General features: G+C 50.2%; 15 protein-coding genes. 1 reads left to right on the top strand and 14 read right to left on the bottom strand.

Features of this window, described 5'->3' with window-relative positions; all coding sequences use genetic code 11:
* Position 1 precedes the first annotated feature (1 nt).
* From fabD to yceD, 5 genes are read right to left on the bottom strand one after another with little or no spacing between them, the layout of a single operon-like run.
* Positions 2–931, bottom strand: a complete 930-nt coding sequence (gene fabD, locus EZV61_RS13990) for an ACP S-malonyltransferase (protein WP_114336472.1) — start codon at positions 929–931, stop codon at positions 2–4.
* 43 nt (positions 932–974) lie between these two features.
* On the bottom strand, positions 975–1,925 hold the full coding sequence (locus tag EZV61_RS13985; RefSeq protein WP_130566037.1) for a beta-ketoacyl-ACP synthase III: 951 nt from the start codon (positions 1,923–1,925) through the stop codon (positions 975–977).
* Positions 1,926–1,929: 4 nt separating this feature from the next.
* Positions 1,930–2,961: a phosphate acyltransferase PlsX gene (plsX, locus tag EZV61_RS13980; protein WP_114336471.1), complete on the bottom strand. Its 1,032-nt coding sequence runs from the start codon at positions 2,959–2,961 to the stop codon at positions 1,930–1,932.
* A gap of 15 nt (positions 2,962–2,976) precedes the next feature.
* Entirely contained in the window at positions 2,977–3,144 is a 168-nt protein-coding gene (gene rpmF, locus EZV61_RS13975) for a 50S ribosomal protein L32 (protein ID WP_114336470.1), read from the bottom strand.
* Positions 3,145–3,164: 20 nt separating this feature from the next.
* The gene (gene yceD, locus EZV61_RS13970) at positions 3,165–3,671 is read right to left on the bottom strand and encodes a 23S rRNA accumulation protein YceD (protein ID WP_205695389.1); all 507 of its coding nucleotides are present in this window, start codon (positions 3,669–3,671) and stop codon (positions 3,165–3,167) included.
* Positions 3,672–3,795: 124 nt separating this feature from the next.
* On the opposite strand from yceD, the gene EZV61_RS13965 reads away from it, so the two are divergent.
* Positions 3,796–4,395: a Maf family protein gene (locus tag EZV61_RS13965; RefSeq protein ID WP_114336468.1), complete on the top strand. Its 600-nt coding sequence runs from the start codon at positions 3,796–3,798 to the stop codon at positions 4,393–4,395.
* A gap of 72 nt (positions 4,396–4,467) precedes the next feature.
* Here the strand turns inward: EZV61_RS13965 and EZV61_RS13960 are convergent, their stop codons facing one another.
* The 9 genes from EZV61_RS13960 to nifL all read right to left on the bottom strand — a co-directional run bounded on the left by EZV61_RS13960 (position 4,468) and on the right by nifL (position 13,144).
* Positions 4,468–4,938, bottom strand: a complete 471-nt coding sequence (locus EZV61_RS13960) for an Mpo1 family 2-hydroxy fatty acid dioxygenase (protein ID WP_114336467.1) — start codon at positions 4,936–4,938, stop codon at positions 4,468–4,470.
* 111 nt (positions 4,939–5,049) lie between these two features.
* Positions 5,050–6,147, bottom strand: coding sequence for a molybdenum ABC transporter ATP-binding protein (gene modC, locus EZV61_RS13955; protein WP_131416351.1), 1,098 nt, complete (start codon positions 6,145–6,147; stop codon positions 5,050–5,052).
* Positions 6,138–6,824 (bottom strand): molybdate ABC transporter permease subunit, encoded by a 687-nt coding sequence (gene modB, locus EZV61_RS13950; protein ID WP_131416349.1) that lies wholly within the window; start codon positions 6,822–6,824, stop codon positions 6,138–6,140. The genes modC and modB overlap by 10 nt, the downstream gene beginning before the upstream one ends.
* Complete coding sequence (gene modA / locus EZV61_RS13945; RefSeq protein ID WP_131416347.1) at positions 6,821–7,546, bottom strand: molybdate ABC transporter substrate-binding protein; 726 nt, start codon at positions 7,544–7,546, stop codon at positions 6,821–6,823. Before modA ends, modB begins: the two co-directional genes overlap by 4 nt.
* A gap of 42 nt (positions 7,547–7,588) precedes the next feature.
* A complete protein-coding gene (locus EZV61_RS13940; RefSeq protein WP_114336463.1) occupies positions 7,589–8,251 on the bottom strand; it encodes a nitrogen fixation protein NifQ in 663 nt (220 codons plus the stop codon).
* A complete protein-coding gene (locus tag EZV61_RS13935) occupies positions 8,248–8,529 on the bottom strand; it encodes a 4Fe-4S dicluster domain-containing protein (protein ID WP_114336462.1) in 282 nt (93 codons plus the stop codon). Before EZV61_RS13935 ends, EZV61_RS13940 begins: the two co-directional genes overlap by 4 nt.
* Positions 8,529–9,836, bottom strand: coding sequence for a nitrogenase cofactor biosynthesis protein NifB (gene nifB / locus EZV61_RS13930; protein ID WP_165569614.1), 1,308 nt, complete (start codon positions 9,834–9,836; stop codon positions 8,529–8,531). The genes EZV61_RS13935 and nifB overlap by 1 nt, the downstream gene beginning before the upstream one ends.
* 174 nt (positions 9,837–10,010) lie before the next feature.
* Entirely contained in the window at positions 10,011–11,579 is a 1,569-nt protein-coding gene (nifA, locus tag EZV61_RS13925; RefSeq protein ID WP_114336460.1) for a nif-specific transcriptional activator NifA, read from the bottom strand.
* Positions 11,580–11,581: 2 nt separating this feature from the next.
* Positions 11,582–13,144, bottom strand: coding sequence for a nitrogen fixation negative regulator NifL (nifL, locus tag EZV61_RS13920; protein ID WP_165419239.1), 1,563 nt, complete (start codon positions 13,142–13,144; stop codon positions 11,582–11,584).
* Positions 13,145–13,358 lie beyond the last annotated feature (214 nt).

Below are 13,358 nucleotides of genomic sequence, written 5' to 3'. Positions count from 1 at the left end.
ATTATTTGGTCAGCGCGTTTTCAAGGCTGGCAAAGTCATTGACAGCAACACAAGTTGCAGAACGGTCAATACGCTTAATCAAGCCTGAAAGTACCTTACCCGGTCCTACTTCAACGAATTCAGTCACGCCACCGGCGACCATTGATTGCACGGATTCAGTCCAACGCACAGGCTTATGTAACTGCCTAACCAACGCATCACGAATTTCAGCGGCGTCAGTGGCCTGAGCCACATCAACATTATTAACAACCGGTACAACAGGTGTTGCAAGCTCTACGGAATCCAACGATGTTGCCAGCTGTTCCGCTGCGGGCTTCATCAATGCACAGTGCGAAGGAACGCTGACCGGAAGCGGTAACGCTCGTTTGGCACCAGCTTCTTTACAAAGTTCATTTGCACGTGCCACAGCTGCAGCGGAGCCTGCAATTACAACCTGACCAGGTGAGTTAAAGTTCACTGCCGACACCACTTCATTCTCAGCGGCTTTCTCACAAGCAGAGATAATCTCTTCATCGCTCAGGCCAATGATGGCAGACATAGCACCTTCACCCGCAGGTACCGCCTGCTGCATGAACTTGCCCCGTTGCTCAACCAACTTGATCGCATCGACGAAAGACAACACACCCGCACAAACCAAAGCGGAGTATTCGCCCAAGCTGTGACCGGCCATCACACTCGGCATTTCACCACCTTGGCTCTGCCAAAGGCGGAATAGCGCGACAGAACTAGCCAACAACGCTGGCTGCGTGCGGTCAGTTTGGTTCAAGTCTTCTACCGGGCCTTCAGATACCAGCTTCCACAAGTCATATCCCAGTACAGCTGATGCTTCAGCGAACGTGGCCTGAACGACCTCATTGTTCGCCAGATCAGCCAACATGCCAACGGTTTGAGAACCCTGACCAGGAAATACAAATGCAAACTTATTGCTCATAATCTCTTCACCTAACTACCATTCACATCAATGAATAATGGGGTTAATAACGAACCAGTGCCGCGCCCCAGGCAAAACCACCGCCAAAGGCTTCCAATAGCAGAAGTTCGCCGCGCTTAATCCGACCATCTCTGATGGCTTCATCGAGCGCGACAGGTACAGATGCCGCAGATGTGTTCCCGGTGTTGTGTAGATTAACCACCACCTGATCCATCGACATCTTCAATTTTTTGGCTGTTGCCTGAATAATTCGCAGGTTGGCTTGGTGAGGAACCAACCAATCTAACTCCTGCTTATCCAGGTTATTGGCTTTGAGTGTTTGTTCAACCACTTCACTTAGCTTAGTGACGGCTACTTTAAACACCTCATTGCCCTTCATGAATAGCCAATCATGATCCTCTTGCCCAGGCCGCATATTGCGGATCTTCAGCAAGTCTCCATAACGGCCATCGGCGTTGATGTGAGTCGACAAGATACCCGGCTCTTCACTAGCAGTCAGAACCGCAGCCCCCGCACCGTCACCAAACAAGATGATAGTCCCACGATCTTCCGGGTCAGCCATGCGACTGAGGACATCAGCACCAATCACCAAGATATTCTTTGCTTGGCCTGTGCGGATAAATTGATCTGCCACGCTCAATACATAGCTAAATCCAGCACAAGCCGCCGCCACATCAAATGCAGGCATAGGTGGCGCGTTTAGGATCCGCTGTATTTCACATGCGGCCGACGGGAAGGCGTGTTCTGCACTTGTCGTTGCGCAGATAATCATATCGAGTTGATCAGCCGTTAACCCTGCAGCTTCAAGCGCATTTTTGGCTGCTTCTGCACCCATGGTTGCGACAGTTTCATCAGGGCCGGCGATACGACGTTCGATAATACCTGTTCGTTCAACGATCCATTGATGAGTGGTATCTACCATCTCTTCAAGATCGGCATTGGTACGAACAAGCTCAGGCAGGTGACTGCCTGTTCCAGAAATTTTGCTGTACATCATATTAACAATGTTTATCCAGCAGAGCGGCTTCGAGTTGATCTTTGATGCGCTTAGGCACCTGACGTTCCATTTCCACGATTGCTTCATCTATCGCGTGCTGAAACGCCTTAAGATCGGCGTTACCGTGGCTCTTGACCACGATGCCGCGCAATCCTAACAGACTTGCGCCATTGTACTGGTCGGGGTTCATCCCTTTTAACATCCGAGAAAGCGTCGGTAAAACAAAAGGTAGCAGAAATTTTAGCCAACCTTTAGGTTTGAAGCGACGCTTAAACTCTTTGATGATGAACTGGCTTAACCCTTCACAGGTTTTTAAACAAACATTACCGACAAAACCGTCACAAACCACAACATCGACGTTACCAGTAAAAATGTCCCGGCCTTCTATATAGCCAACAAAATGGATATCGTCACTGTCTAACAGTAATTGTGCTGTCTGTTTAATCTGATCATTACCCTTGGTTTCCTCTTCACCGATATTCAGCAAAGCGATTTTAGGGCGTTCAATTTGTTCAACTTGTTGCGCTAATACATGCCCCATCAAAGCAAATTGAAACAGTGTTTCACTATCGCAATTAATGTTCGCGCCCAAATCGAGCATATGTACCCGCTTGCCAACTTCGGTTGGCAAAGCAGCAATCAATGCGGGACGCTCAATACCAGGCAGAGTCTTTAAGACAAATTTGGCCATCGACATCAACGCGCCGGTATTTCCCGCGCTAACGCAAGCATCAGCGTGACCATCAGCCACCGCGTTTAGCGCCAGACGCATAGAAGACTGCCGCCGATTACGCAGCGCGAATGACGGTTTATCACCCATGCTAACAACGTCATCAGCATGATGAATAGAGATACGATCAGTGAGAGTTGCGGGTAATGACTTATCTAATAAGGGCGTGAGTTCTTGTTCGAGGCCGAACAACTGGATCTTAAGATGGGGGTGAGAATGCAATGCCTGCAAAGCTGCAGGCACTGTAATAGAGGGGCCATGGTCGCCCCCCATGGCATCTAACGCTAGGGTTAGATGTGACAAAATAGGCCTTCGGTATTAACCGACAACCTTTTGACCACGGTAGAAACCGTCAGCTGTCACGTGATGACGACGGTGAGTTTCACCTGAAGTCGCATCTACAGACAAAGTTGGTCCAGTCAGGCTGTCGTGGGCACGACGCATGTTACGCTTGGAACGAGATTTACGAACTTTTTGTACGGCCATCTGCCCTACTCCTCAGTTAATCACTTTTTTAACGAATTCAGTATAGCGAAGGGGTTTGGACGCTCATCAGCAGGCTCTATTTCACCAAACACCATGGTTTTCGAAGACTGAGGACAATCCGCATCGTCATGCATAGGCACAATCGGTACAGCTAACATCAGTTCATCTTCAACCAGAGTGTGCAGTTCAACTTCACCATTTTCATCAAGTTCAACTGGCTCATAAGCATCAGGCAGTTCATCCACATTCACTTTCGCCGTTATCGGGCAAAACTGCGAATGAACTTCAAACTCCTGTTCAAAGGTTTCGTTACAACGCTGACATGTGAGTGTCAGGCTAGCTTTAATGGACGCATCCACCACTGCCAGGCCTTGCGCGTCTATCCCGCATTTAAGCGCCACAGAAACCGGCGCCAACAACGGAGCCATTTCACTGAGCCGACTAAAACGTACTGCGTCTATTTCTCCATCATACGAGGTTCGCTTTTGCGAATTTCGTATGGGATCTAGACGTACGGGTAACTTCACCTTTCGCATAGGGCGCGAATGATAATGACCTAATACCCCAGAGTCAAAGGAAAATGAGGTTTTAAGTAGAAGAATAATCGGGCGTATACTAGGCGGTAACAGTGATCAGCGTAAAAAAGAAACTATGAAAACCTTAGTACTCGGCTCAACTTCCCCTTTTAGAAAAGCGATATTAGAGAAATTATCCGTCCCTTTCACCTGCGCATCGCCAGATATTGACGAATCAGCTCAGGATGGGGAAGCCCCGACAGCACTGGTCGAACGCCTCGCTGAAGAGAAAGCAGCGGCGGTATCGTCACTGTTTGACGATGCATTAATTATCGGCTCAGACCAAGTGGCTGTGATCGATAATCAGATCCTTGGCAAACCTGGCACTCATGAGAATGCAGTGAAACAACTGCAACAAGCCAGCGGTAAAGAGGTGACTTTTTACACTGGGTTAGCGGTCTACGAATCAGCCACCGGCGTCTGTATCTCGATAGTAGAGCCCTTTGTGGTCAGATTTCGCCACCTCAGCATCGCTGAGATAGAGAACTACCTTCGGGTAGAAAAGCCCTACAACTGTGCTGGCAGCTTTAAAAGTGAAGCGCTGGGGATCACCCTGTTTGACTCTCTCAGTGGCAAAGATCCCAATACTTTGGTTGGCCTGCCGCTGATTTCACTGACATCGATATTGAAAGAGTTTGGTGTCGATCTGCTGGCAGAAGCGGCAAAACAACATTAACTAGTTAACTGATTCACTCGCCCTTCTACAACTATCATCACCAAGGGCGAGTGCTACCTACCTGCCTGCCATCTAAACGGGCCAATGCCAGCGACGATAAAGGAAATGCATCACCCAAAGCGGACCTATCAACAAAAACTGCAGATCCTTAAAAAACGAGGGTTTCTTACCTTCAATTTCGTGACCAATAAATTGAAAGATCCAAGCGATCACAAAAACGATCGCGGCACTATAAAACAGGGGGAACTCCACCCACGTCTGATAACCCAGCAGCGCTGCGCACATCAATAACGTCATCACTAGCATGCCGATCGCGAGGGATAAGGATAATCGCCAATAGAACACAAACACCGGCAACATCGCTAATGAGCCCCAGTTCAACCAAGGCAACAGAGCGCCATCCCAAGGTACAGGGATCGACCATAACATTGCTAACACAGTAAAATAGATGGTAGGCACAGCGACCCAGTGAATCGCCTTATTGGTTGGATTTTTATGGCTCACGCCGTATTCATTTAGCCACTGCTTCAAAGATTTAGACATGATAGCTCGCCTTTTTATTATTGTTTTTTTGGCCAAGCTTAACAGGCTCTGCTCATATTTCCAGCAGAGGTCTAATCAGTGCAGCTATCGAAATGTAATGGTAAAACCGCGTTAATCAATCTTAATCAGGTTAACCGCTTTGATATGTGCGTATAGAGAGAGCCCCGCCACCAGCTTTAGTTGGCGCAATGCGCGTCTGGACAACGAGATAAGCAGTGACTGCGCCGACGGTGACGCCCCAAGGCAAACCTTCACGAGTGCTTCAGCTCCCCCCTGCTCCGAGATCTCCAGCACGGTCACCGGCACACAGTTCTGAATACTCGATTGCGCTAGTGGCCGCAATGCCAACACAACTTCATTGGCGGGAATACGGAGAGTGACCGTCTCACCCAATACCTCCTCAGGCAGCGGAGCCGTCAGCCAATACGCTGCAGGTCCATCATCATGTAAACGCAATCGCATCAGTTGATCGTGAGGATCGTAGGATTTTGCCGTGGCAAATAGCACTGCACCTTGATGCTGCTTATCAAGGTAACGACTATATTCTGGCGTAGAAAACAGTACGAGTGGATCCCCTTTCGCTACCACCTTGCCGTGGTCGATCATCACCACTTGATCACAAGCGGCGCAGATCTCTTCAGTGGAATGGCTGACATACAGCATCGGCAAAGACCACTCACAGGCGATGCGGCGAAGTAAAGGTAATAGCTGACGACGGGTTGCCACATCGAGCGCAGACATAGGTTCATCGAGTAACAGTAACTTAGGTGTTTGCAACAGGCCACGGGCAAGAGCAACCCGCTGCTGCTGCCCTCCTGAAAGTTGCCGTGGGTATTTGTCTGTCCAATTCAGTATTCCCAACTCACCAAGCAGATCAAACTCTTGCTCTGGGGTTAGGCTGCCCCGTTTAGCTGCCAACTGCAGATTACCGCCGACCGTTAGATGAGGAAACAGACGACTGTCCTGAAACACAAAGCCGATGTGACGCTGTTCACTCGCTAACTGCTCTTCGGCACTAAGCAACACCCTATCAGCGAGGGAGATGCAACCTTTCGCTGTTGACTCTAATCCAGCAAGCAGCCGCAGTAAGGTCGTTTTCCCTGCCCCTGACGCGCCCACCAGCCCAGTAATACCCGACAGTTCAGTATTAAGGTGATAAGCACTATGCCAGTCACCACGTTGCAGACTTACCGCCATATTCAACTGCATGGTAATAACCTCTGCTGACGCCGTTTCATCAAGCCATATACCAGTACCAATACGGCGATACTAAATATCAGCAATAGCCCAGCCAAACGATGAGCGGCATTAAAATCCAACATCTCGACATGATCGAACAGCGCGATCGATAACACGCGGGTTTCACCCGCAATATTGCCGCCAATCATCAACACCACACCAAACTCACCCACGGTATGGGCAAAACCCAGCACGCCCGCAATCACAAAACTGGGCAGAGTCAGGGGTACAACAATACGAAAAAATCGCTCTGTCCCACCCATCCCCATGGTGGCCGCCGCTTCTAAATAGTCCTTACCTAAATTGCTGAACGCCGCCTGTAGTGGCTGTACTACAAAGGGCAGCGAATAGATGATGGAAGCGAACCATAAGCCAGTAAAACTGAACACCAACGGGCTGCCAAACCACTGCAACCACAGCGCACCGAAACCGTTAACCGGCGAAAATGCCCATAACAGATAGAAACCTAATACGGTCGGCGGCAACACCAGTGGCAAGGCCACTACCGCCTCAACACAACTGGCGATAAATGAACGTTTGCGCGCCAGCCACCAGGCCAACATAGGGCCGATTAGCATCAAGGTCACCGTCGTCAGTAATGCCAGCTTAAGGGTTAATATGACCGCTTGCCAGTCCGCCGCGCTCATAGCACAACGTCCGTAGCCAAATAGCCCATTTTTAGCACCTCTCGCTGTCCCTGACTTAGTAGATAATTAACAAATGCATTGGTCTGCTCAGGATATTGACTGCGCTTTAATACCACTCCTTGTTGCACAATTGGCGTGTACCACTCAACAGGTAGCTTTATCGCCTGACTCGGCTGATCAATCACCTGTGAATAAGCAACGAAACCGCCAGCGACATTACCTGTAGCGATAAATTGATAGGCTTGAGAGACACTATTGCCAACGGCGGGAGGTATCGTTGACGACCAGTGCAGATGTCGCACAACTTCTGCAGCTGCAGCACCATAAGGGGCTGTATTGGGGTTTGCCATTGCCACCCGCGCGCGCCAACTGGCAACGGTATCCAAGCTCAGTCTTTCGCACGTTGGGCACCAGAACGCCAAAGCGCCACGTACGTAGGTGAATGGCTTGCCCAAGGCAAGTTGCTGCTCATATAAAGCGGCAGGTCGTACTGTATCGGCAGACAAAAAGAGGTCGAAAGGTGCACCGTGGACGATCTGTTGATAGAGCACACCACTGGAGGCAACACTGATCTCTATCTTAGTTCCGGTTTCAGTTTCATAATTAGCCACAACTTGCTGCAAGGTGGCATTAAAGTTGGCAGCCACGGCGATCCGAATAACGATGGTTTCAGCAACAACGGAGCCATTAATTAACCACAAAAATATCAACAATATGCGCATCTACGCCCCCTGAAATAACCAACACAGAGAAAAATTACGCCATTACAATTCGGGTCCGAAGCACTCGTTATAGCTTTGACATTCGCCACAGCTAGGCGCGCGACACACATAATCTCCTTCCCCCTGGCATAGACAACGGTAGAAGTACTTCTTCCAACGCATATCTTCGGTGTTATTTGCTGCCAATTGCGGGAAGTTATGCTCTAGCAAATAACGTAGCTGTTCTCGGCTAGTCATTCCTAATGCTCGCCATAGATGCGCCTTATCAAGACAAGCGCTAGCCACAACCAAGGCGATCACCTCCGCACCAGGGATCGCTTCATCGGCATGTGCCAGCAGTAATTGAGCCAACTGATTCCGCTCTTCTAGGCGCGAATTGTGCAACGAATTAAGCAGCTCAGACCGCGCCCGCAGCATAGGCCATTCGTTTTCTCGCCACCTTTGGTCTAACGCCAATAGGCGCTTATCGACTTGGGTTCTTAATACGTCCCGATAAGCAGCCATCGCCATACCTAAGCCGTACGGTAGACCACTCTTTCCCGTTAGCTGCGCCTTAATAATTTGATTGATAAAATCGCGGTTCGCTTGCGACCAGGCATTAGCTTGTGCCCACGCCCAATTCTTATCGTCTTTTACCTGCGCTTGGTGGTGTTGGGAAAGCAGGCTACCCCAAGAGAATGAGAAAGCTATCGTATTGGCGGTCATAAGCGCGCTCTCCTTTTTGACAAGGCGACGACTTTACGTTCATCGGGCAACCCAGTTAGGCTACCGGGCGGATTCAGCGCTCGTCCCTCAGCATTAACGATGGCCGTTTCGACCGGACAGATACTGGCGCATTGCGGATCAGCGTGGTGCCCGACACACTCATTACAACGATGCGGTAAAATTGAGTACTGCTTAGGCCCTACCGTTATCGCTTTTTGTGGGCAAACCAGCTTACACGCATTGCAGCCGATACAACTTGCAGTGATTTCGAAAGCCATTAGCACACCTCCCCTATCTCACTGCTCACCGTCCCCTGTGTTGAATTTTCACAGAACCGTTGCCATTCAATTGCCAACACCTCATCAATAGCCTGCATTGCATAATCGGTAGATGGGGCGACACCATGCTGCTCTAAAGATTGCCAAGGCCCCATTCCAATACGGGAGCACAACACCTGATCACACCCCTCAAGGCTACTGATCAAAGTGGACATACGCTGCTGTTGGTTAAGGGATTCATCATCACACTCGGTGCTACCCAAACAGTATTGATCGACATCGCGATCTGGCTGCCTGACGATGCCCGCCTGAGTCAGTTGATAGACTTGAAAATGCGTAGCATGGCCGAAATGCTGATCAATCAGCACGCCGCTCTGGCTGGCCACGGCAATATATCGCTCTGCCGCCGGCAAAGCGCTAGTGCCACACGCGCTAGACCCGTCATCATCAAGGTCCGCATGACAATCTTGCCCCAGCTTACCTACGGCATCAGCGCGGCACTGCTGACAATGGCTCATCTGCTCCATCGACTGCCCCGCCGCTTCACGAGCCGCGGCAATCTCAGATTCAGTCGGGCTTCGCTGCCCCATTAAACCAAAGTAAGTACCGTGTTCCGCTTCTGCGATCAGCGGCATAACGTTATGCAACATAGCGCCTAGGCGTTTCACCTCTTGCGCGACTGCCGCAACGTGATGATCATTGATCCCCGGGATCAGTACGGTGTTGATCTTCACCAACATGCCGAGGTCCGCCGCCGCCTTTAAACCAGCCAGCTGACGGTCAATCAGCGTTTGTGCCGCAACACGACCACGTAAACGTTTATGGTTAAAATAGACCCAAGGATAGATCTTGCTGCCGATATCAGCGTCGATACAGTTAATAGTGATGGTTAGGTGGTCTACACCCACCGCCTTTAGGTCATCAACGTGATCAAGCAGATTTAAGCCATTGGTTGAGACACACAGGTGCAGCTCATGTTGTAGCGCTGCCACCGCTTTCAAGGTAGCTATGGTCGACTTTGGATTAGCCAACGGATCACCAGGCCCAGCGATCCCAACGACACGGGTTTCTGGGATCCGCATCTTCACTTTTTGATAGCGAGCCACCGCTTCCGCTGGTGACATCAGTTTTGAGACAACGCCCGGACGAGACTCATTACTGCAATCAAACTTACGATTACAGTAGTTACATTGAATGTTACAGGCGGGCGCTACCGGGAGGTGAATACGCGCGTACTGGTGTGCCTGTTTTGAATAACAAGGGTGCGTTTCAATCTTAGCTTGTTGAGTTGCTAGCAGCTCGCCCATCTGAGTCCTCCACATACATCCTGGTGACTAGGTCACCCATCCGTTTCAGTCAATTCACTTACATAAGCTAATGCAAAGGACCCGCCAACACGTTAATAGTTATTTTTCAATAAGTTAAGAAAGGAGTCGAGAGTGATGTACCTCACAAACATCACATTTGTGAGGTACCTGACATTAGAGTTGTCGCATTCTGATATTCATCGTTTGTATTCGGTAAGCGATCTGTCTTGGAGTCATATCCAGCAGGCGTGCGGCTTTCGCTTGCACCCAACCCGCCTGCTCCAATGCAGCAACCACCCGCTCACGTTCATCTATTTCAGGATCTTCCAGGTCCGTTTTCGCTAAAGTGGCAGTCAAGTTAGGCGCAGAAGAAGAGAGTTTCATCGGCGCATCAACGCCGCCAAGCATGATCAAATCCTGATCGATACTGCCCTCTTCACTCATGATGGACGCCCGCTCCAGCATATTTTCCAGCTCACGGACATTACCTGGCCAGTGATATCCCATCATGGTTCGGATCGCGCCATCGGTCACCGACAGCTCACGGTTTTGTACCTTGGACAGTTTTTCAATCAGAAACTTGGTCAACTCCGGCAGATCTTCAATACGCTCCCGTAGCGGTGGCGGGTAGATAGGCATCACGTTGAGTCGATAATAAAGATCTTCCCGGAACCGTTCCGCACGCACCTCATCTTCAAGATTACGGTTAGTTGCCGCAACAATACGCACGTCAACCTTTAACGTTTGCGTACCGCCAACCCGTTCAAATTCTCCCTCCTGCAGGATCCGCAAAAGCTTGGCCTGAAACGCTGCTGATATCTCCCCCACTTCATCAAGAAACAGGGTGCCGCCATCGGCCATCTCAAATCGACCTTTACGCTGCTTTACCGCCCCGGTAAACGCCCCCTTCTCATGACCAAACAGTTCCGATTCCAACAGGTTGTCTGGCAGTGCAGCGCAGTTCAACTTAACGAAAGGCCCGTTTGCTCGTGGCGAGTTATAATGAATGGCATTAGCGATCAACTCCTTACCTGTGCCTGACTCACCCCGCACCAATACGGTACTGTCCCATTTCGATACCAGGCGCACCTGCTCAAATATCTTGCGCATTGAACGGGTATGGCCAACCATATTGTCGAAGCTGTAATTGCCGCGCACTTTGCGCCGCAAACGATCACGCTCAGCGACCAGGTTGTCATTCTGCTCGGCGACATTTTTTGCCAATAGCACATTTTTACCGATCAGCGTGGCGATCATCTCTACCAGTCGTGTGAAATGCTCCAACAATTCGGTACTGGCGAGTTCTGGCTGCGCGGCTAATACCCCATGTACCGTGCCGTCACGCTGCTTCAACGGCACAGCAATAAACGGTTTATCAAGCGCATACAGTGCTAGCTTATCGGCAAATCGCAGATCATCAGATACCCTGGCCAGCACAATCGGTTGCCCCTGACTCACCACACTACCAATGATCCCTTCACCAGCGCGATATCGCACTGTGCCAGTCTGTTGATTGGCGTCTTGTTCCGGTGAATGCAAAGCGTCGATCACCAGCATTTCCCTTTCGCTGTCCAGTAACGCCAACATGCCATGGCTTAACAGCGCGTCATCATGAAGCACCTGCAATACCTGACTTACCGTCTGCGTATAGTCGAGGCTATTGCCTAACAGGCTGCTAACTTTGTACAGCGCAGAAAGGTGCTTTTCCGCAATTTTTTCCGGTCGAGTTAAAAGCGTATCCATGGCTAACTCCTGTCTCTTTCACGTCGCGGTAAACTGATAACGGCTCGGCAGCCCCCTAAAGGACTGCGCTGCAGTAACGTGGAGCCACAATGCTCATTCATCACCTGTTGTACTATGCTCAAACCCACGCCACGGGCGCCGTTTGAAGCAACAGGTTTGGTACTATAAAAGGGTTGAAACGCTTTGATTTTGTTAGCTTGTGGCACACCGGGACCACTATCATCAATCAGCACCACCACGGACTCATCGTCCATATAGGTTTGGATTTCGATCTCCCGGCTTTGCGGCTTACCAAACTCGATAGCGTCGATGGCATTGTCCAGCAGCTGCTTAATCGCCACACGTAACCGGCTCGGTTGGCCATTAATTGAAGGCAGCGTAGCGGTCAGCTTGAGCTGCATCGGAATCGAAGTTTTTAACAGTCGCTGGGTACTCAACGCCGCCACATCATGTACCAGCTGATTAATATTTACCGGCTGTTGCGCCTCTTGTGGTCTATCCGGCAATGCATCACGCAGCTGGTCAACGGCATCGGCGCCAGATTTAAGCGCCATCTCCATCGCTTCTAACCCCGGACATTTACCGGAACGGCCGGTAAGTACGGTGACTGCCGCCTCAATCATATTGATCGGCCCCTGCATCTGGTGGATAGCAGCATGTAACGTCTCCTGCATTACATGCATCATTTCCGACTCAGCCGTCATCCTCTGCAGTTCCGACACCCGTTGCTGCTCCTGATGCCGCTTCTCTTTGGTGTGTTCGCTGATGGTCAACACCAGATAATCGCTGGCGGTGGGCGCAAAGTAATCATCCACGCCACTGTCTGCCGCAGAGAACCCCGACAACTTGCAGTAGAACCAGCGCTCGCCCCGAGACTGCTTTAACTCCAGGCTCAGACTGTGTCCTTCAACAAAGCGCCGTGTGCGCAGCTGCTCGGTGGCATTTTCACCCAGTTCCTCTTTCAATTTGGCGATGATCTGTTTCGCCGGCTCTTGTTGAAAATCTGCTGCCAACGCTTTGTAACTTAAGTTATCGAGCACAACCTGTTGGTTTTCATCAAGTAGGGCAATGGCCACTGGCGCGGCATTGAGCACAGCCTCAACCAAGGTTTTTTGATTGATCAGCTTGGTGGTCAATTCGTGGGTTTCGGTGACATCCCGGTGGATCCCCAGAAAGTGGGTCGTTTCACCTTCACCATCGGTCAAGGGCGTTACGATCACATCGGCCAAATAGCGTTCACCATTTTTGCGCCGATTAATTAACCGTCCCTGCCAGCTTCGCCCTTTCTTTAATTGATTCCACAACCCTTGATAAACCTCTGCAGGGGTTGTGCGGTAACTCAGGATGGAATGGTTTTCACCTTTAATCTCCTGCAACCCATAGCCAGTGGTCTGACAAAACCAGGGGTTTACGTAGAGAATATTGGCATCCGTATCGGTGATGGAAATCGCCATCGGCGCCTGTTCTACGGTTTGAATGAATTGGCTAACGGCTGTTTCGCTGCCCACTTCGCCATTAAAAAACGGAGTCATATCTATCACCGCACTTTCTTGCTGTTTGCTCATCCTTTCCTCCACCACACATAAGTGCGAGGTCACCGACATCGCTCATGGTTATCCCTAACTGCAATCACCGTTCCCATCTCGTTGCCAAGGTATGCAAGGGCTTAGCTAAAGAAGCCTTTGTTTGATTTGTGACAAACCCACACAAATTAACCTTAAGGTTTGTCGCATTTAGTACGCCTATCGATGGGCCGTTCTATTCATATCCCCAGTTAAC

The sequence above is a fragment of the Corallincola luteus genome (assembly GCF_004336975.1).
GTDB lineage: Bacteria > Pseudomonadota > Gammaproteobacteria > Enterobacterales > Neiellaceae > Corallincola > Corallincola holothuriorum.
The sequence above is the reverse complement of the archived record's forward strand: the minus strand, read 5'-3'. Positions and strand labels throughout refer to the sequence as shown.

Excerpts from the sequence above, each read along its gene's own strand:
- fabD (WP_114336472.1), bottom strand. The coding sequence starts at position 931 with ATGAGCAATAAGTTTGCATTTGTATTTCCTGGTCAGGGTTCTCAAACC.
- EZV61_RS13985 (WP_130566037.1), bottom strand. The coding sequence starts at position 1,925 with ATGTACAGCAAAATTTCTGGAACAGGCAGTCACCTGCCTGAGCTTGTT.
- rpmF (WP_114336470.1), bottom strand. The coding sequence starts at position 3,144 with ATGGCCGTACAAAAAGTTCGTAAATCTCGTTCCAAGCGTAACATGCGT.
- EZV61_RS13965 (WP_114336468.1), top strand. The coding sequence starts at position 3,796 with ATGAAAACCTTAGTACTCGGCTCAACTTCCCCTTTTAGAAAAGCGATA.
- EZV61_RS13960 (WP_114336467.1), bottom strand. The coding sequence starts at position 4,938 with ATGTCTAAATCTTTGAAGCAGTGGCTAAATGAATACGGCGTGAGCCAT.
- modC (WP_131416351.1), bottom strand. The coding sequence starts at position 6,147 with ATGCAGTTGAATATGGCGGTAAGTCTGCAACGTGGTGACTGGCATAGT.
- modB (WP_131416349.1), bottom strand. The coding sequence starts at position 6,824 with ATGAGCGCGGCGGACTGGCAAGCGGTCATATTAACCCTTAAGCTGGCA.
- modA (WP_131416347.1), bottom strand. The coding sequence starts at position 7,546 with ATGCGCATATTGTTGATATTTTTGTGGTTAATTAATGGCTCCGTTGTT.
- EZV61_RS13940 (WP_114336463.1), bottom strand. The coding sequence starts at position 8,251 with ATGACCGCCAATACGATAGCTTTCTCATTCTCTTGGGGTAGCCTGCTT.
- EZV61_RS13935 (WP_114336462.1), bottom strand. The coding sequence starts at position 8,529 with ATGGCTTTCGAAATCACTGCAAGTTGTATCGGCTGCAATGCGTGTAAG.
- nifB (WP_165569614.1), bottom strand. The coding sequence starts at position 9,836 with ATGGGCGAGCTGCTAGCAACTCAACAAGCTAAGATTGAAACGCACCCT.
- nifA (WP_114336460.1), bottom strand. The coding sequence starts at position 11,579 with ATGGATACGCTTTTAACTCGACCGGAAAAAATTGCGGAAAAGCACCTT.
- nifL (WP_165419239.1), bottom strand. The coding sequence starts at position 13,144 with ATGAGCAAACAGCAAGAAAGTGCGGTGATAGATATGACTCCGTTTTTT.